Genomic DNA, 17518 nt, shown 5'->3' with positions numbered 1-17518 from the left:
CGGTTACGGCATCGATCTCAGCTGCTTCCCGACATGCTGCGGGAATAGCTGCAGCGGAACCTCTCCGCCGCCAGCCGCCTGCAGCGTGCGGTAGATATCCACCTGGCCCCAGCCGTAATATTTGTCATGCCCGGGAGCGCCCAGGTCCACGGCATTTGAGGTAAGCAGCTCGGTAACCTCCTTATTGGTCAGCGCCGGATTGAGCGAGCGAACCAGCCCGGCCACCGCCGCCACATGCGGGCTGGCCATGGAGGTGCCGGATAATGCTGCATACTGGCTGCCGGGATACGTACTGGCAATGCTCTCTCCCGGGGCCGTTATATCGATGTAGTCACCGTAGTTGGAGAAGGAGGCCCGTTCCCCGGAGGCGTTGGTGGCGGCAACGGCAATGACCTCTTCGTAAGCTGCGGGATAGCCGGGACGCTCGGTGTTGTCATTTCCGGCTGCGGAGACAATCACCACGTCGCGGTCATAGGCATATTTAATGGCATCATGCAGGAACTGTGAATCGGCATAGTTGCCGAGACTGAGATTAATCACCTTGGCGCCCTGGTCGGCGGCCCAGATAATGCCCTCGGCTACGGAGTAGGTGGTGCCCGCCCCGGAGTTATCGAGCGCTTTGACCGGAAGGACCTTGTTGTACCAGCTGATGCCGGCGACCCCCTCCTGATTATTCGTTAGGGCCCCGATAATCCCGGCAACATGGGTGCCATGCCCGACATCATCATCCGGCGCTCCCCCGCTGGCAATCGCATTATATCCGGTTAACAGCCGCCCCTTCAGGTCGGGATGATTAGCCTGGACGCCGGTATCAACCACAGCCACCGTCACGTCCTTGCTGCCTCTGGACAGATTCCAGCCCTGCCCGGCTTCAATGGCCGGAAGGTTCCACTGGTAGGTGGAGAAAAGCAGGTCATTGGGCGTAATGACATTCACTCCGGCATTTTCGCTGACCGTATCATTGGTTAAGTACATATAGTGAGGCTCTTCGTACAGCGGATGCCATTTGTAGTTGAAGTACGTTTTGAGCTGGGAATAGTTCATTTTGTCCGAGCGGAAAATATAGGCATACCCCAGCTTACGCGGCTGCTTGCAGCGGATGTCGGCGGTGATGGTCTGAAGCTGGGCCGGCGTGGGATGCCCGTTCGGGAAGCGGACTACAATCTCATTCTCGTAAAAATGGCTGGCCTTCTCATTGTCATGTCCTGTCTTGACCGTGATATCCTGCAGCGTATCGGCGTGGACTGACTCAATGCGGTATTTGCCTTCCTTCGGATAGGGAATCAGCCGCAGGTTCTTCAGCTGATGCTCCGCAACCTTGTCCAGAATCTTCTGGTTAATCAGCGCGATCACACCAAGCTGTCCCTCCTGATCACGCCGGGCAACGAAGTAATACTTCCTGCTGCCGATGATAAACGAAGGGGATTCGTAGGACTGGTGCCCGCGGATGGCTGATTTGGCCGTCTTGAGGTACTTAAGCATCTGTGCGTTCTCCCGGTCGGTGCCTTCAGGAAGTGAGGATTTATACGTAGTCGTCTTGTGAGTACGGAAATCCACCAGCATCAGCATGGTGATATGCCCGTGTCCCTGCTGCAGGCTGGCGGCATATGCTGATATATCCTCAGGGGAAGCACCGTGGGCGTGAACGAGCAGAGCGTTTAAGTGCCTACCCACATCCACCCGGTTGAGCTTATCGGTGGCAGTCACATCCTGAACAAGAGCGGATTTTTTGAGTATTTTCTCCTGAGCGGGATTAGGGACAGAGGCGGGCTTGAGTGTACTTGCGGTTTCCGGCCGCAGGGCAAAGATCAGCAGCAGTACAGTGAATGCGGCAGTGACCAGACCGGCGACGGTTAGATTTTTACGTGACATGAGTACCGCTCCTTCATCGCTTTATCATCCCTGTTAGGGTTAGAAGAGAGCACCGGATTTATGCATTGCAGAAAAGGATACCGCCGTCCTTGGATTTATGTTAATATCAGAAAGTAAGCGCCTTCTGAAGCTTGTCCCGTTCCGGGTGGAGGCATAAGAGATTTTGTGATACTATCAAGAGAGTACAACTGAAATGTCCAGCTGTCGTTAACGACTACCAAAGCAGGGAACAATAAGGGGGAGCAACCGCCATGTCAGCAGCCAATCTGCAGAAATTGTGTGAATCGACGAGAGAAAAACTGAAATCCGTAATCGTAAAAATGGAGCTGTTCCTGAACGAACATGCACTCCCGCAACTGGTTACCGAAGAGGATGAAGAAACGCTGCACTTCTATCAGGGCTTCCTGTCCGATCTCCGCCATCTGCTGGTGTTCTCGGAAATGTCCTATGAGAAGCTCGGGCTTGCTCTGCGCCGCGCAACCTTTGATGAAGCCTTCGCGCATAAAGCGCTATATAACGTATATCATCTCGGAGTCAATAACTTCTTCTATCCCAAGAATGAGAGCTATTCGGAGGATGGACGCTACGCCTACACCGGGCAGGATGCCATCCGCTTCCGCAAGAAGCCTGTCCGTCCGGCACGCGACATCATTATGGATATTACCAAGGTATACGAAGAGCTGCGTGATGATCTCACCTATTACGAGAATGATTATTTGACAGAGAAACGGATGCAGAACCAGGTATAGCAAGCAGATTCTGCGTAAGACCAGATGTCATCTTAGGATGATGCCTGGTCTTTTTTGATAGGTGAATTTATATGTTATGGGGTCCCCGCAAAGTACCTGAGTCATCACCTACACTAAAGCCCCACTTTGTGGGGTTATTTTTTGCACGAATACCGGTCGTCACAGGGGGCATAATACAAGCCGAGGTGATGATTATGGCAAACGCCAAACCGCTTGTGAGATGCAGTGTAAGCAACTGTCATTATTGGGGAGAACAGAACCTGTGCCGCGCCGACGAAATTGTAATTGAGATCGACAAGCATTCCGGCAGCCATTATAAGGAAGAATATGCCGAAGAGCTGACAGCGGCAGGCAATCATCATGACCATGCCGGATCTTCTTCAGCAACCTGTTGTCTGACGTTCAAGCCGAACGACTGAAGGAGGGCTTATGGACAATCCGAAGGATGAACCTAAAGTGGACCGTTCAGCCCGCCGTAAGGTCGTTCTGCGTCCCCGCAGCAGAGTGGATTACCCCCGCCGGGACAGAAGCCATTCGGAGGAATATGCTGCTGAGATCACGCCGGTTCGTGGGGAGGTCATTAGCAGCAGGGAAGACGGTGAGGTGCACACAAGGGACAGCGTGAAGGAAGCGGAAGACCGGACCATCGGCTACATCGGCCTGGGCTTCGGTGTGGTGTCATTATTCGTCTGGTCCATTATTATGGGTCCGATCGCTGTCGTATTAGGGTATTATGCTTATGCCAAGGGGCAAAAAACAGCCGGCGCCTGGTCAATGGGCCTGGGCATTATATCTGCCTTGAGTTATTTTGTCCTGATTCCTTTTGCCCGTTAGAGCAAGTGATTCCGCACCGCTGGTTTCTCAAACAGGCTCTCAGACCTAAAGTTGCAGGTCTGAGGTCTGTTTTTTGGGCTTGGCAGCTAGTAATTGCTACGGATTAATAGTAAAATGAATCCGAATTTCAAATTTTAATAGAATGTAATGCGATACCATATAAAGTATGATTCAGGAAAGAGGGAATGGAAGTATGGCGATGGATGCCGCCGCAGCCGCTTCAGCGTATGGTCAGCTGAAATGGGTGGATCTCAGAAGTTCAAGCAACAAGGCTGACAGCACTAAGGTCCCGCCAGGAGTCAGCGGCTCGTCATCGGCAGAATTCACTGCCATGCTGCAGCAGGCCTCTCAACCGGCATCTGTTCCAGCAGGCAGCCGTATAGGAGCTGCCGTTGCGATAGCGGATGTTTCTTCACCCCCTAATCTGTTATGGCAGCAGTTAGGCGGAACATCTGAAGTTGCAGCAGGCATTTCCGGGGAAATAACGCAGACGGTGCCAACCGATTATGAGCAGCTGATCCAGACAGCCAGTGCGAAATATGGCGTGCCGGTTGACCTGATCAAGGCTGTAATCGACACAGAATCCTCTTTTAACCCGAATGTCGTCTCCTCTGCAGGAGCCAAGGGGCTGATGCAGTTGATGGACGGGACAGCGAATGGACTGGGAGTATCTGATCCGTTCGATCCGGCGCAGAGCATAGACGGCGGGGTGCGGTATCTCTCTTACCAGCTCAAGCGGTATGACGGGCAGGAGAAGATGGCACTGGCCGCGTATAACGCCGGACCGGGCCGGGTGAACAAGCTGGGCGTCAGCAATGACGCAGAGCTGATGGCGAATCTTACCGCGCTGCCGAAGGAAACACAGAACTATATTGCCAAAATAGAACGCGCACGGGCACAATACGCGCTATAATATAAAGGATCAGACGGAGTTCTGCACCAGCCGCTTGAAGGCGGGGGCAGCCGTTTGGTCCTTTTTGCAACAATACGACTATACATTCCGCGATATGCAAAGGAGAACGCCGATATATGCTGTATTGGGATTATGCTGCGGCTGCTCCTCCTTATGAAGAGGTCGTGCAGACGCTGGAACAGGTCATGAGAACGCACTTCGCCAATCCTTCGTCCCTGCACCGTGCGGGAGAAACGGCGAACGGGCTGATCAGACGGGCGCGGGAAGTATGTGCTGCTGCGCTGGGCGTGCTGCCTCAGGAAATTATATTCACCTCTGGAGCCACAGAGAGCAATAATCTGGCGATAAAAGGGGCGGCATTGCAGCTTCAGGGCAGAGGACGGCATCTGATTACTACGGAGCTGGAGCACCCTTCGGTCTACGAGAGCTGTCTTCAGCTGCAGAAGCTGGGCTGGGAGGTAACCTGGATCTCACCGGACAGTGAGGGTGTGGTCGATCCGTCCAGGATCGCGGCTGCGGTCCGGCCGGACACGGTGCTGGTCAGTGTCATGCATGTGAATAATGAGATTGGCACGGTCCAGCCGCTTCGGGAGATCGGACGGCAGGTCAAGGCGGTGAACAGCCGCACCCTGTTTCATGTGGATGGCGTGCAGGGCTATGGCAAGCTTGAGGTGGATCTGAAGGGCTGGCAGGCCGATCTGTACAGCCTGTCTGCGCATAAGCTGCGCGGGCCGCGTGGAACGGGAATCCTCTACGTCCGGGAAGGAGTCACGCTGTTTCCGCTGCTCAGCGGAGGCTCACAGGAGCAGCAGCACCGCGCCGGAACCGAGAACGTGCCGGGGATTGTCGCCTCTGCCAAGGCGGTGCGGATGAGCGGGGAACAGCGGCAAGAATTCGTGAACCGCGTTGCTCCGCTTAAGAAGCGGCTGGAAGCTGTGGTCGCAGGCATTCCAGAACTGGTGCTGAACAGCCGGGCGGACGGAGCGCCGCATATTGTGCATTTCTCTTACCCCGGGATGAAGGGGGAAGTGATGGCCCGTAAGCTGGAGGAGCTGGGCATGGCCGTCTCCACGCGGTCAGCGTGTTCCTCGCGCCTGGCGGAGCCAAGCCGGGTGCTGCTGTCTATGGGCAGGGATGCGGCCGCCGCGCTGGGCGGTATAAGAATCAGCCTGGGGGACAGCCATACACCGCAGGATGTTACGGAATTAGAGCAGGCGCTGATTGCAGCGGTCCAGGCTCTGAAGATCGCAGAAGGAGGCATGAAGTAACGAATGACAACAACAGATATGGGGTACGCGGATATGCTCCTGCTGCGCTTCGGGGAATTCACCCTGAAGGGCAAAAACCGCAGCCGGTTTGAAAAAACCGTATTCCGTCATGTAAAGGAAATGGTCAAGCCGTATCCGCAGGTGAAGCTGAGCCGGGAATTCGGCCGGATCTACGTGGAGCTGAACGGGGAGCCGGCAGCCGAACTCGCGGAGGCGCTGAAGAAGGTGTTCGGGATAGCTTCGATCAGCCCGGTGAAGGTTGCCCGCTCCGAGCTCGAGGATATTCTGGGAGTCAGCCGGTCCCTGCTCCATAAGATTGCTCCACCGGCGGGAAGCCGGTTCAAGGTCAGCGTCCGCCGGGTGTGGAAGGACTTTCCCCATGGCTCCATAGAAATGAACAAGCTGATTGCTTCTCCGCTGCTTCAAGGCTATCCGGGTCTGCTCGTGGATGTGAAGTCACCGGATCTGGAGCTGAAGATCGAGATCCGTGAAGGTCAGACCTATATTTTCTGTGAGCAGATTGAGGGTGTCGGCGGCTTCCCGCTGGGCACGAACGGCAAAGCCATGCTGCTGCTGTCAGGCGGGATCGACAGTCCGGTAGCAGGCTGGTCGGCGATGCGCAGAGGGCTTGCGGTGGAATGCGTTCATTTCTACAGCTATCCGTATACCAGTGAGCTGGCCCGGCAGAAGGTTGTAGATTTGACGCGGGTCCTGTCCGGGTATGCCGGGGAAATTACGCTGCATCTGGTGCCGTTCACGGAGGTGCAGACCTCCTTCAGCGGGATCGGGCAGGATAATCTGATTATTACGCTGATGCGCCGGGCGATGCTGCGGATTGCTACTGTGCTCGCTGAGCGGGAAGGGGCGCTTGCCCTGGTCACCGGTGACAGCCTGGGCCAGGTCGCCAGCCAGACGCTGCCGAGCATGAACGTGATTGGCCGGGCTACGGACCTGCCTCTGCTGCGTCCGCTGGTGATGATGGATAAGAGCGAGATTGTGGAGCTGTCCCAGCGCATTGGCACCTATGACTTGTCCATCCTTCCTTATGAGGATTGCTGTACGCTGTTCATTCCCAAGTCTCCGACCACGAATCCGAATCTGCGGATCGTGAACAAGATTGAAGCTACCCTGCCCGGATATCAGTCGCTGCTGGATGCAGCGGTTGCCGGAACAGAGACAGTGCGGATTACCCCATACGGCAATGAGAAGCCGGCCGATCTGGTTCCGGTCCAGGCAGAGGTTCGGGAAGAATGGTTCTAAGCCGGGCAGCCTCACAAAAATCCGGACAGGTAGCATAGCTTGTCACTCCCCGACATACATGTAGTACATGGAGTTCGGGGAGGAGAGAGAACGGATGGATTCTTTACTGCTGCTTGGCGAAATATTAATGATTAATCTGGTTCTCAGCGGGGATAACGCGATGGTCATTGCGATGGCCAGCAAGAATCTCCCTGAGAAGAACAGGAAGCTGGCCGTCTGGTGGGGAGCTGCCGGAGCGGTGGCGCTGCGCTGTATGCTGACGTTTGCTGCCGTGCTGCTGCTCAAGATCCCCTACATTGAAGCCGGAGGGGCAGTTCTGCTGCTCTGGATTGCTTTCAAGCTGCTGCTGGAGGAAGAGGGGGAGCTGCGGATCGAAGGAAGCGCAAGCGTCTGGAAGTCGGTGCGGACCATTTTACTGGCAGATTTCGTGATGAGCCTCGACAATGTGCTGGCGATTGCGGGACTGGCCAAAGGGGATCTGGCCCTCATCGTGATCGGGATTGCCATCAGCATTCCGATTGTAGTGTGGGGGAGCGGTATTATTGTGGGCTGGCTGCACCGTTTTCCCGTGCTGGTGTTCATTGGGGCTTACATCCTGGCCTACACGGCGGGCAATATGCTGCTGCAGGATGCCAAATTCGGCCCGGTCATTTCCTTCCTGCTGCCAACGCTTCATTCCATGCTGCCGCTTCTGCTGGGAATTATCGTTGTCGTTACCGGGATGCTCAAGCGCAGGTCCGTATCTGCGGGTTAATACGCGGCAATAATAAAGGCTGTAGCACCTGCCGGAAGGCGGGAGCGCAGTCTTTTTTGCTTTTATAGATGATCCTGAACACCCGGCAAAGCTGCCGCTGCGTTCCAGGTTGTGAGATGAAGGATGGTGTTTTATCCGCCAATCAGATAAAATAAAAGGGAATCCTGTCGCCGAATTTGTCCGTGTAATGAGACAAGGGCCAGTGAAAAGACACGAATTGTGAAGGGATAGGTGAAAGATGTCTTCCAAAAATGACATGAAACTGGGTGTGTTTATCGCTGCCGCCGGCCTGGTTATTTTATTAGGCAAGCTGGGGGTATTCGGTTTTCTTGGCCGCGCCTTATGGCCGCTCATTCTGCTGATTCCCGGACTGATTCTGCATGTGCTCTTTTTCACCCGCCGCGCTTCTGCATCTGTACTTGTCCCTGCGGGCATACTGACGGTGTACGGCCTGCTCTTCGGATTGTGTAACACCTGGGGCTGGGGGCTTATGAGGCACTTATGGCCTGTGCTGCTGCTGGGGATTGCTGTCGGATTATATGAATATTCGTTCTATGCATCACCCCGCTCCGGCGGTTTGACGTCCACCGCTGTGATTCTTGGCTTGCTCAGTATAGTGCTGTTCTTCTTCACCTCAATGGGGACCGGAGCGCTCTATCTGCTCGGTGCGGTGCTGGTGGCTGCGGGACTCTGGCTGATGCTGGGAAGAGGCAGACGGGGAAGCCGGAACAAGTGGAATGGCGGCTGGTAACCTTCAGAATTCAGTTCTAAGGCCGATTTAGCAAAATTAAGCGCAGTTGGCAACGTTTTTTTCAGAAAAATACTTGCTTTTCATAGTACTTTCACTATACTATTAAGGAATGTTGGAGCGTCGGCTTTCTGCCTGGCGCTTCTTTTGTGAGACTGCCGTGACATGCTATAAATTTGAACATTTTCAATTTGATAAATGAGAGGATTTGGATACAAATCATGCATTCAAGAAAAGATATCCGCAACATTGCGATCATTGCCCACGTTGACCATGGTAAAACAACACTCGTCGATCAGCTTCTCCAGCAATCCGGCATCTTCAGCGCGCACGAGCACCTGCAGGAGCGGGCTATGGACAGTAACGACCTGGAGCGGGAACGCGGAATTACGATCCTTGCCAAAAATACAGCAATTACCTATAAAGAGTTCCTGATCAACATCGTAGATACCCCTGGACACGCCGACTTCGGCGGCGAAGTAGAGCGGATCATGAAGATGGTTGACGGCGTACTGCTCGTGGTTGATGCCTATGAAGGCTGTATGCCGCAGACCAAGTTCGTTCTGCGTAAGGCGCTGGAGCAGAACCTGACGCCTATCGTTGTGGTCAACAAGATTGACCGTCCGGCTGCACGTCCGAAGGAAGTTATTGATGAAGTGCTGGACCTGTTCATTGAGCTTGAAGCCAATGATGACCAGCTCGAATTCCCGGTTGTCTATGCTTCTGCCCTGAACGGCACCTCGAGCATGGACGCCGAGAAGCAGGATGACAACATGCTTGCATTGTACGAAACAATCGTTGAACATATCCCTGCTCCAACTGAGAAGGTGGAAGAGCCGCTGCAGTTCCTGGTAACCTTGATGGACTACAATGAATACCTGGGCCGTATCGCCATTGGCCGTGTAAACCGCGGTATCATTAAGCAAGGCCAGTCCGTGACAGTTATTATGCGTGACGGCAAGAGCAAGACGGCCCGGATTGAGAAGCTGTTCGGCTTCCAGGGGCTGAAGCGTGTAGAGACAGAAGAAGCCGGTGCAGGCGACATCGTGGCCATTGCCGGAATCAAGGACATCAACATCGGTGAGACGATTGCTGATCCGCAGCATCCTGAGGCGCTGCCGGTACTGAAGATCGATGAGCCGACCATGCAAATGACCTTCCTCGTGAACAACAGTCCGTTCGCCGGTAAGGAAGGCAAATGGGTGACCTCCCGCAAGCTGCGTGAGCGTCTGTTCAAAGAGCTGGAGACCGATGTCAGCCTGCGTGTGGATGAGACGGATTCTCCGGACGCGTTCATCGTATCAGGCCGTGGTGAGCTTCACCTGGGGATTCTGATCGAGAATATGCGCCGTGAAGGGTTCGAGCTGCAAGTATCGAAGCCTGAGGTTATCGTCAAAGAAGTCGACGGCGTCAAAATGGAGCCGCTTGAGCGTCTGATGATTGATGTCCCTGAAGAGAGCATGGGCGCTGTTATGGAAAGTCTGGGCACACGCAAAGCCGAGATGGTGAACATGATTAACCACGGCACCGGCCAGGTTCGTCTGGAATTCCTGATTCCGGCACGCGGCCTGATCGGCTATAACACCCACTTCCTGACGCTGACCCGCGGCTATGGTGTAATGAACCATGCCTTCGACAGCTATGCGAAGCTGATTGGCGGACAGGTTGGCGGACGTCATCAGGGCGTATTGGTGTCCAGTGAGACCGGAACCTCCACCTTCTATGGCATGATGGGTGTAGAAGACCGCGGAATCCTGTTCCTGGAGCCGGGTACGGATATTTATGAAGGTATGATCGTGGGCGAGCATACCCGTGATAACGACATCATCGTTAACATCTGCAAGGAGAAGGCGCTGACTAACGTGCGCTCGGCTACCAAAGATGAAACGGTCAAGATGAAAACTCCGCGCTTGTTCTCACTCGAAGGCGCACTGGAGTACTTGAATGATGATGAATATTGTGAGATTACTCCAAAATCTGTCCGTCTGCGCAAAAAGATCCTGAACAAGGGCGAGCGCGAGCGTGCAGAGAAACAGCGTAAGGCTGCGCAAGCCAGCCAGGCTTAATAATCCATTCCAGCCGCCGGGTACAAGTACCCCGGCGGCTTTTTGCTGCCTCCGGCCCGGCAGCGGATCTTTCAAATTGCAGGGATTCATTGCGGTACAAATCCGCTGCGGATGGTATAATGTAAGCGATACTATGATCCGGGAGGAGTAACGGGCTATGCAGAGCTGGTTCGCTGAACATCCAATTATCGCTTACATTGTCATTTTCGTACTGCTGACGTATGTGTATAACCGCGTATTCCGCGTCAATCAGAAGCTGTCCCTCGGTAAAGAGATTGTGCTCTATCTGATGATGGCGGCAGGCTCAGGCATGCTGCTGATTTTCCAGCATGACAAGCTGCCGATTATCCAGTGCCTGCTCGTAGCGGTCGGACTGATGCTGCTCGTGCGGGTACGCTACCTGGCGGAGGCCCGCCAGAAGCGGAAGGCTGCGGCTGTCAATGCCGAGAAACGGCCGTAGGCGCAACTTTCTGCGGGTAGAGTCGTCTAATTGATTAGATGTTATACGATACTACCTGAATGCAAAGGAATCAGATCAATTATGAATACAAGCAAGGGCAGTCTGCCGCCCCGGAAGAACGGGCGGCCGGTAAGCACCAATCACAGGCAGCAGCCAAGAGCTGCTGCCAAAACGAATACAAGTTCAAAAAGCTCCAAGAAAAAACCTAAGAAACGCGGGTTCTTCGCCCGGCTGACCCGGCTGCTGCTGACCATTACGCTGGTTGCCGTGCTCGCAGGGCTGGGATACGCAGGATATTTATACTGGAAGGTGGATCAGGGAGGCTTCGGCGTGGACCAGCCGGTTCAGGCGGGGCACTCTGCCTCCGAGAAGCCGCTAAGCATCCTGCTGCTGGGAACGGATAACCGTCCGAAGCATCCGTCCAATCTGACCGATGTCATCATGGTCGCGGCACTGAACCCGGAGACCAAGTCTGCTACCGTAGTATCCTTACCCCGTGATACCTACGTTGAGCTGGACGGCTACAAGAGGACAAAGATCAATGCCTTTTACTCCCGCTTCAAGAGCAAGGAGAAGGAATCCGGCGTACTTGCCAAGGATCAGATGAAGAAGATGATGGGGAAATATCTCGGGATTGACGTCGATTACACGACCGTGCTGGATTTCCAGGGCTTCCGGGATATCGTGGATGAGTTCGGCGGAGTAGACGTCAATATCAGCGCCAATATGTGCTACACAGACAGTGTGGACGGCACGGACATTAATCTCAAGAAGGGCCAGGCCCAGTTGGACGGTGACAAGGCGCTGGACTATGTACGGTACCGCAAATCCAACTGTAAGCCGGCTACGAAGCCTTCAGACGATTTTGAACGCAACAAACGGCAAAATGAGGTCCTAACCTCCCTGGTCTCGCAAATGCAGTCCCTGGGCGGGGTGCTGAAGATCGGCCGGGTGCTGGATGCGGTAGATGATAATCTCGAAAGTGATATTGAAAATGCGCAGATCAAGAGCCTGATCGCCACTTATTGGGACATTCCGAAGGAGAATATCGAATATGTCCCGGTAACCGGAACCTGGCGCAGCCCTTATGTGTATATTAACGATAAGGAGCTGTCAGCAGCCAAGCAGAGCCTGCAGAACCGCCTGTCCGGCGTGCCTGCACAATCCGCCTCCGCCGCCTCCGGACAGCCTTGATCCGCGGACAATCCGTAAATTGAATGCAAGTTTTGTCCTGTGCTATAATATAATAAATTGAATGTATCATGCGTCCTAGGGGGCCTGTTCCTATGTCCGAAGCCGTTGCTCAGCTCAATGAAACTCTGCTAGCTATGCTGCAGTCGGAAACGTTTGTTCTGCTTAACACAGTGGATGCTGAATCCGGCGGCCCTACATCGACGGCGATTTCCTGGATCTATGCCGTGAGTCCCTCTGTGGTGCGGCTGGCGATAGACCACCGCTCCAGACTGGTGAACAACATGAAGGTGAACCCACGGGTGACGGTAACTGTGTTTGGCGAGGGTACGGTTCATGCGATCAACGGCCATGCCGCGGTCAGGCTTGACCCGCTGCCGGATGTGCCTTTTAAGATGTGCTGTTTTGATGTGGAGATTGAAGCAGTCCGCAATGCGCTGTTCTATGGCGCCCATCTGGAATCTGCTCCGAAATATGCGAAGGTATACGATGCGCGTGCAGCTGAGAAGCTGGACGGACAAGTGTTTGCCGCCATGCAAAAAGCCTAGTGACAGCACTAGGCTTTTTGTGTCCCTGAAATCACTTCATGGGAGGTTATGAGCTACCTTGTATTGCCCTGAGGCTCGATATCCTCCGGCAGCTGGGGAATAATCCGGCCGATAATATCAGCCATCTCTGAGGCGAACCCGGATACCGGATGTCCCTTGCCTATGTGCTTGCCCATCTCGGCCAGCCTGCTGTTCAGATCCATATCGGCGGTGACCAGCACTCTCATCCCTTTCGGGTCCTTGCGGATGGCTTCCGCCACCGAATATTTCACGCTTCCGACCCGGGAACGGGTAAGGGCGCCGTCGACATCAATGCCGACCACAGCCAGGTTGTTAATCACAACACAGTGGGCGCCGTTCACACCGGGAACTCTCAGGGCCAATTGTTCAAAATGATCCTTAAGTGCAACATCACTTTTGCCCCCTGCGTCTGAAGGTTGTACCGGCCCGGCTCCAGGCTCAAGGTCCGTCCTGCCATCGTCCGACAAGGTCTGCACCCCGCTGTTCCCCTGGCTGTTTAAAGTGCCAGCTGATTGTTTATCCTGAGGAGAGGGTGATGTCTCTTTATTAGCGATACCGCAGCTTGTCAGCAGCAGCAGTACCATTAGCAGACACATTGATTTTCTCATATGTGCGTACTCCTTTCAGCCTAAGCATCTGTAGTTAACCTTAGCTTGCCCTTGCTGAATAGAGTTATGTATGACCAATCAAACCAGGCGCTGTGGAGGGGATAACATGAAAAAGATATTCGTACTGGACACCAACGTGCTGCTGCACGATCCCAATTCGATTTTTGCTTTCAAGGCGAATGAAGTGGTCATTCCTGCTGTAGTCCTGGAAGAAATCGACTCCAAAAAGCGTAATGCCGATGAAATCGGCCGCAACGCCCGAACCGTGTCACGATTGCTCGACGGTCTCCGCGAGCAGGGCCACCTGCACAGCGGTGTGGTGCTGGAGCATGGAGGCACGCTGAAGGTGGAGCTGAACCACCGCAGCTTCGTTAAGGTGCAGGAAATGTTCGGCGAGGTCTCCAACGACAACCGGATATTGGCTGTAGCGCTCAATTATCTCCACGAGGAGAATGAGAAGGCGGAACCCCGTCCTGTGGTACTTGTCAGTAAAGATGTACTCGTCCGTATCAAAGCGGATGTGCTTGGCATAACCCCGGAGGATTACCTGTCAGACCGCACCGGAGACCTCAATGAGCTCTACTCCGGCTGCCAGTCGCTGATGGTTCATCCTTCGCTGATTGATGAATATTACAGCCACCGTTTCCTGAATCTGAAGCAGCTGGCCTTGTCTTATCCGCTGTATCCGCATGAATTCGCGATCGTGAAGGATGAGATGGGCAGCGGCAAGTCCGCCCTGCTCAAGGTGAACAGCGATGCTACGAAGCTTGAGCCGCTGTATCTCGGCAACGATGCCGTATGGGGAATCAGTGCAAGAAACGCCCAGCAGCGGATGGCGCTTGAACTGCTGCTGAATGATGACATTCCGCTCGTAACCATTACAGGCAAGGCCGGTACCGGCAAGACGCTGCTGGCGCTGGCTGCCGGACTGTTCAAGGTAGAGGATGAGCATAAATACAAGAAGCTGCTGATTGCCCGCCCGGTTGTTCCGATGGGTAAGGATATCGGATATTTGCCGGGAGAGAAGGATGAGAAGCTCCGTCCGTGGATGCAGCCCATCTATGACAATCTGGAATTCCTGTTTGATACGAAGAAGGCTGGAGATATCGATAAAATATTGATGGGCCTGGGAAGCATCCAGGTGGAGGCGCTGACCTATATCCGCGGACGCTCCATCCCGTCGCAATTCATCATTATCGATGAAGCGCAGAACCTGTCGCGCCACGAGGTGAAGACCATCGTCTCCCGCGCCGGTGAAGGCAGCAAGGTCATCCTGATGGGCGACCCCGAGCAGATCGACCATCCGTATCTGGATGCTGCAAGCAACGGGTTGAGCTATATCGTGGAGAAGTTCAAGCAGCAGGGCATCAGCGGACATATCACACTTGAGAAGGGTGAGCGTTCGCATCTGGCCCAGCTGGCTGCGGATCTGCTGTAACCGCTAAACGCTTTTCAAGCTTTGTAATCCAGCCGGGAGCTAACCACTCCCGGCTTTTGTCTGCCTGCCCCCTTACGGCGGGAAGGGAGTTGGCTGTGGTTAACTGAAGCAATAAGGCGACAGCACCGGAGGTGCGGCTACCGCCAGCTTGCTGCATGTTCCTCAGGTATTCCCGCCCCGCCGTTTCCTTCTATTATAAAGAGAACGGTTTCACTAGTCGCAGACAAGCCCGCCCGGGTCTGCTAAAATGGGAGAGAAGAAACTGCCGAAGGAGAGAGAGCCTGTGCTGAAACGCAAAAATTACTGGCTGCTGTTTGCCGTTCTGCTTCTTGCGCTGACGAGCCTGTCGCCAAGCATGGAGCTGGATACAGATGGCGGCACTTATCCGCCAAGACAGCCGCCCGACCAGTCGGAGCGTCCTCCTTCGGGTGAAGCAGGCGAGATTCAGAGCCTGACGATCCGTGTCTCCCTGAACAGCAGCGATTTCAGTGTTCTGGAACAGATCAGCAAGAATTATTCCTTATCTACCGGGGTCAGCGTGGAGCTGAAGAATACAGGGACAGAGGACGAGGCCACGAAGGTACGGCAGGAATTAACGGTCGGGGCCAGTCCCGATATTGTCATGCTTGACGGACACAGCATCTACGACCTGGCATCCCGCGGGTATCTGCTGCCTGTAGATATCTATCAGAGCGCACCGGGCACTACGCCGCTGGCGATGCTGATTCCGCAGATGCAGTGGAACGGATATAACTGGGGGGTGCCGCTGGATATCGACCCTTACGTGCTGGTCTATTCCCCGCAGCGGCTCGCCGGACTGGGCTTGCCGGCAGCGCCGGCCAGTCTGGAGCAGTGGAATACACTGCTGGCACAATTGAAGAATGAACCCGGAAAGGATACATACCTGCTGTCGGTCGATACGCGGAACCCTTATGGTATAGCCGCTGTGCTGCAGAGTATGGGCAGCGGGCTGCAGTCCGCCGGACTGGCGCAGGCGCAGTGGCTGGAGGCGGCCCGCAGTGATTTTTATCTGACCAGCCGCTATAACGCGAATATCTGGGAGCTGCTGCAGGATGGGAAGCTTGCTGTGGCTGCCGTGCCGCTCTCCGAATGGAAGGCGCACGGGAATTCGACGCTGGCGGTGCAGGCGCCGGGGAAGCAGGAGGGGAAGGCAGGGTATGAGATGATTAACAGCCGCTTCTTTGCCTTGCCGGCACAAGCCGGGAATCCGGAAGCAGCCGTCCGGTGGCTGGCGTATGTCACTTCCCGCAGTGCCCAGCTGGAATGGCTGAAGAATACAGACCGCCTGCCTGCGCTGGATGAGCTGTACCGTTCGGAGCTGCCGGAGATGGAGCATCTGCCCGTTCCGGCCGGATGGTTCCTGGCAGAAGGGAACGCCCCCCGGGCAGGCTCGGAGGGTGGGTGGAAGGCCAGGGCGGAAGCTGCGCTTGGCTTACTTACGGGCAAGCTGGACGCTGCCGGGTATGAAGCGGCGGTCAGCGCTTCCTCAGAATGAGAGCGACAGCTTCACATGGAGCATCCCCTCAGTGCTGGATACCTCTGTGGCCTGCAGGAACGATACGATTCTGGACGGATAGAAGCCCAGATCGAACTCCTCCTCCAGGGCCTGGCGGGTCGTATCCGGCAGCTTCAGACCGTTGAATACAACATCATCCACATGGAACATCAAGCCGTTGACCGGCTTCTCTTGAATGGTATAGTGGCCGGTCAGCGCCAGCGATAACCCCCCGCTTTTACCGGTAGCTGTAATTGAATTGTCCTTGAACACAAACCGGAAATCCTGGAACAGCGTATTCTGCGAGACCAGGAAGCTATTGAGATCCTCCTCCGACAGCGCCAGATTGTAAGTCATCCCCTTGCGGACCAGCACGCCGTCACGGCCTTGAACGTACTCCGGCAGATGCTTCATGGCAGAAGCCAGCGCTTTGAAGTATTTCTTCACCTCATGCAGCCCGATATTCTCCCAATACTTGCCGAACTCCTCCAGCAGGCGTTGCATACTCGCAGGGTCGGTGCTGGACTGAATCCCGCCTTCAATCTCTTCATTCAGTGCAAGCACACGCTTCTGCTGCTGCTCTAGTGCTGTTTTGAGTTCTTCAAGTTCGCTGCTGCTGCGCTGGGCTGCTGTGAGCGTGCTGTTCAAGTCCTTGTATTGCGTCTCATATTCCGTGAGTGTACGGCGGTCCTGCCCCATAATGATTTCATAATAATCCACTAGAGCAAGAACTCTGCTGATGCTTTTGGCGGAGAGGAAGGCTGCCAGCAGACCGTCCCGCTCGCCCATATAATAAGCCCGCACTACGGCACCTGCACGCTCCCGCGTCTCAGCGATACCCGCTTGTTTGGCTGCGGCCTGCTGCTCCAGCCCGGCAACCTTGGCCTCAAGCGTCTGCTGCTCTGCCGTAATCCGGGCAATCTCACGTTCAATTTCCGCCGAGGATAGCGTCTGCTCCAGCAGTCTGCGGGTCTCTTCATTATCCGGCATGGGGGGCGGAGAAGCGCCGGACACAGAACCGGCAGACAGGTATACCGTAGAGGCTGGCTGGCCAAGGATGCAGATGAGAATGAGTAATGCTGCAAATAACCGGCGTAAGGATTTACGGAATAACACCACACCACCACCTTGGACAGAGTTAGACAGGTATGTACTAAGCTTATGATTCAGCCTGTTAAAATATCATACCCTGTTTTAGCCCCGGGAGAACTACAATTCTGCAAACAAAAAAACGGAGAGGCTCTCCGGGACAGGGAGAACTTTCCGTTTTGT

17 protein-coding genes are annotated in these 17518 nt (G+C 54.8%); 14 read left to right on the top strand and 3 right to left on the bottom strand.

Annotated elements, in window-relative coordinates:
- Positions 1-3: 3 nt before the first annotated feature.
- Positions 4-1872 carry a S8 family peptidase gene (locus MHI24_RS08355; RefSeq protein WP_340025179.1) on the bottom strand — a complete coding sequence of 623 codons (1869 nt, stop codon included), beginning with the start codon at positions 1870-1872 and terminating at the stop codon, positions 4-6.
- 251 nt (positions 1873-2123) lie between these two features.
- On the opposite strand from MHI24_RS08355, the gene MHI24_RS08350 reads away from it, so the two are divergent.
- The 12 genes from MHI24_RS08350 (at position 2124) to MHI24_RS08295 (ending at position 12663) form a co-directional block, all read left to right on the top strand.
- Positions 2124-2621 (top strand): YpuI family protein, encoded by a 498-nt coding sequence (locus MHI24_RS08350; RefSeq protein WP_340025178.1) that lies wholly within the window; start codon positions 2124-2126, stop codon positions 2619-2621.
- Between the two features lie 194 nt (positions 2622-2815).
- On the top strand, positions 2816-3040 hold the full coding sequence (locus tag MHI24_RS08345) for a DUF1540 domain-containing protein (RefSeq protein WP_340025177.1): 225 nt from the start codon (positions 2816-2818) through the stop codon (positions 3038-3040).
- A gap of 10 nt (positions 3041-3050) precedes the next feature.
- On the top strand, positions 3051-3455 hold the full coding sequence (locus tag MHI24_RS08340; RefSeq protein ID WP_340025176.1) for a hypothetical protein: 405 nt from the start codon (positions 3051-3053) through the stop codon (positions 3453-3455).
- Positions 3456-3648: 193 nt separating this feature from the next.
- Positions 3649-4368, top strand: a complete 720-nt coding sequence (locus MHI24_RS08335) for a lytic transglycosylase domain-containing protein (protein WP_340025175.1) — start codon at positions 3649-3651, stop codon at positions 4366-4368.
- Between the two features lie 116 nt (positions 4369-4484).
- Positions 4485-5636, top strand: a complete 1152-nt coding sequence (locus MHI24_RS08330) for a cysteine desulfurase family protein (RefSeq protein WP_340025174.1) — start codon at positions 4485-4487, stop codon at positions 5634-5636.
- An 18-nt stretch (positions 5637-5654) separates the two neighbouring features.
- Positions 5655-6896: a tRNA uracil 4-sulfurtransferase ThiI gene (thiI, locus tag MHI24_RS08325; RefSeq protein WP_340026636.1), complete on the top strand. Its 1242-nt coding sequence runs from the start codon at positions 5655-5657 to the stop codon at positions 6894-6896.
- Between the two features lie 94 nt (positions 6897-6990).
- Positions 6991-7650 (top strand): TerC family protein, encoded by a 660-nt coding sequence (locus MHI24_RS08320; protein WP_340025173.1) that lies wholly within the window; start codon positions 6991-6993, stop codon positions 7648-7650.
- A gap of 238 nt (positions 7651-7888) precedes the next feature.
- Complete coding sequence (locus MHI24_RS08315) at positions 7889-8401, top strand: hypothetical protein (RefSeq protein WP_340025172.1); 513 nt, start codon at positions 7889-7891, stop codon at positions 8399-8401.
- A 218-nt stretch (positions 8402-8619) separates the two neighbouring features.
- Positions 8620-10464, top strand: a complete 1845-nt coding sequence (gene typA, locus MHI24_RS08310) for a translational GTPase TypA (RefSeq protein ID WP_340025171.1) — start codon at positions 8620-8622, stop codon at positions 10462-10464.
- Positions 10465-10621: 157 nt separating this feature from the next.
- On the top strand, positions 10622-10924 hold the full coding sequence (locus MHI24_RS08305) for a YlaH-like family protein (RefSeq protein WP_340025170.1): 303 nt from the start codon (positions 10622-10624) through the stop codon (positions 10922-10924).
- 81 nt (positions 10925-11005) lie between these two features.
- Positions 11006-12118, top strand: coding sequence for an LCP family protein (locus MHI24_RS08300; protein WP_340025169.1), 1113 nt, complete (start codon positions 11006-11008; stop codon positions 12116-12118).
- A 92-nt stretch (positions 12119-12210) separates the two neighbouring features.
- Positions 12211-12663, top strand: a complete 453-nt coding sequence (locus MHI24_RS08295) for a pyridoxamine 5'-phosphate oxidase family protein (RefSeq protein ID WP_340025168.1) — start codon at positions 12211-12213, stop codon at positions 12661-12663.
- A gap of 53 nt (positions 12664-12716) precedes the next feature.
- Here the strand turns inward: MHI24_RS08295 and MHI24_RS08290 are convergent, their stop codons facing one another.
- On the bottom strand, positions 12717-13292 hold the full coding sequence (locus MHI24_RS08290; RefSeq protein WP_340025167.1) for a YhcN/YlaJ family sporulation lipoprotein: 576 nt from the start codon (positions 13290-13292) through the stop codon (positions 12717-12719).
- 106 nt (positions 13293-13398) lie between these two features.
- Here MHI24_RS08290 and MHI24_RS08285 point away from each other — a divergent pair, with 106 nt between their 5' ends.
- Together MHI24_RS08285 and MHI24_RS08280 are read left to right on the top strand one after the other, a co-directional pair.
- A complete protein-coding gene (locus tag MHI24_RS08285) occupies positions 13399-14730 on the top strand; it encodes a PhoH family protein (protein WP_340025165.1) in 1332 nt (443 codons plus the stop codon).
- A gap of 283 nt (positions 14731-15013) precedes the next feature.
- Positions 15014-16246 (top strand): extracellular solute-binding protein, encoded by a 1233-nt coding sequence (locus MHI24_RS08280; RefSeq protein WP_340025164.1) that lies wholly within the window; start codon positions 15014-15016, stop codon positions 16244-16246.
- On the opposite strand, the gene MHI24_RS08275 is transcribed toward MHI24_RS08280, so the two are convergent.
- Positions 16238-17362, bottom strand: coding sequence for a hypothetical protein (locus tag MHI24_RS08275; protein WP_340025163.1), 1125 nt, complete (start codon positions 17360-17362; stop codon positions 16238-16240). The genes MHI24_RS08280 and MHI24_RS08275 overlap by 9 nt on opposite strands.
- Positions 17363-17518: the final 156 nt, after the last annotated feature.

It is taken from the genome of Paenibacillus sp. FSL K6-1096 (assembly GCF_037977055.1).
In the GTDB taxonomy this organism is placed as follows: Bacteria; Bacillota; Bacilli; order Paenibacillales; family Paenibacillaceae; genus Paenibacillus_AQ.
Note: the sequence above shows the minus strand (reverse complement) of the source record. Positions and strands in the feature narration are given on the sequence as shown.

Excerpts from the sequence above, each read along its gene's own strand:
- MHI24_RS08355 (WP_340025179.1), bottom strand. The coding sequence starts at position 1,872 with ATGTCACGTAAAAATCTAACCGTCGCCGGTCTGGTCACTGCCGCATTC.
- MHI24_RS08350 (WP_340025178.1), top strand. The coding sequence starts at position 2,124 with ATGTCAGCAGCCAATCTGCAGAAATTGTGTGAATCGACGAGAGAAAAA.
- MHI24_RS08345 (WP_340025177.1), top strand. The coding sequence starts at position 2,816 with ATGGCAAACGCCAAACCGCTTGTGAGATGCAGTGTAAGCAACTGTCAT.
- MHI24_RS08340 (WP_340025176.1), top strand. The coding sequence starts at position 3,051 with ATGGACAATCCGAAGGATGAACCTAAAGTGGACCGTTCAGCCCGCCGT.
- MHI24_RS08335 (WP_340025175.1), top strand. The coding sequence starts at position 3,649 with ATGGCGATGGATGCCGCCGCAGCCGCTTCAGCGTATGGTCAGCTGAAA.
- MHI24_RS08330 (WP_340025174.1), top strand. The coding sequence starts at position 4,485 with ATGCTGTATTGGGATTATGCTGCGGCTGCTCCTCCTTATGAAGAGGTC.
- thiI (WP_340026636.1), top strand. The coding sequence starts at position 5,655 with ATGGGGTACGCGGATATGCTCCTGCTGCGCTTCGGGGAATTCACCCTG.
- MHI24_RS08320 (WP_340025173.1), top strand. The coding sequence starts at position 6,991 with ATGGATTCTTTACTGCTGCTTGGCGAAATATTAATGATTAATCTGGTT.
- MHI24_RS08315 (WP_340025172.1), top strand. The coding sequence starts at position 7,889 with ATGTCTTCCAAAAATGACATGAAACTGGGTGTGTTTATCGCTGCCGCC.
- typA (WP_340025171.1), top strand. The coding sequence starts at position 8,620 with ATGCATTCAAGAAAAGATATCCGCAACATTGCGATCATTGCCCACGTT.
- MHI24_RS08305 (WP_340025170.1), top strand. The coding sequence starts at position 10,622 with ATGCAGAGCTGGTTCGCTGAACATCCAATTATCGCTTACATTGTCATT.
- MHI24_RS08300 (WP_340025169.1), top strand. The coding sequence starts at position 11,006 with ATGAATACAAGCAAGGGCAGTCTGCCGCCCCGGAAGAACGGGCGGCCG.
- MHI24_RS08295 (WP_340025168.1), top strand. The coding sequence starts at position 12,211 with ATGTCCGAAGCCGTTGCTCAGCTCAATGAAACTCTGCTAGCTATGCTG.
- MHI24_RS08290 (WP_340025167.1), bottom strand. The coding sequence starts at position 13,292 with ATGAGAAAATCAATGTGTCTGCTAATGGTACTGCTGCTGCTGACAAGC.
- MHI24_RS08285 (WP_340025165.1), top strand. The coding sequence starts at position 13,399 with ATGAAAAAGATATTCGTACTGGACACCAACGTGCTGCTGCACGATCCC.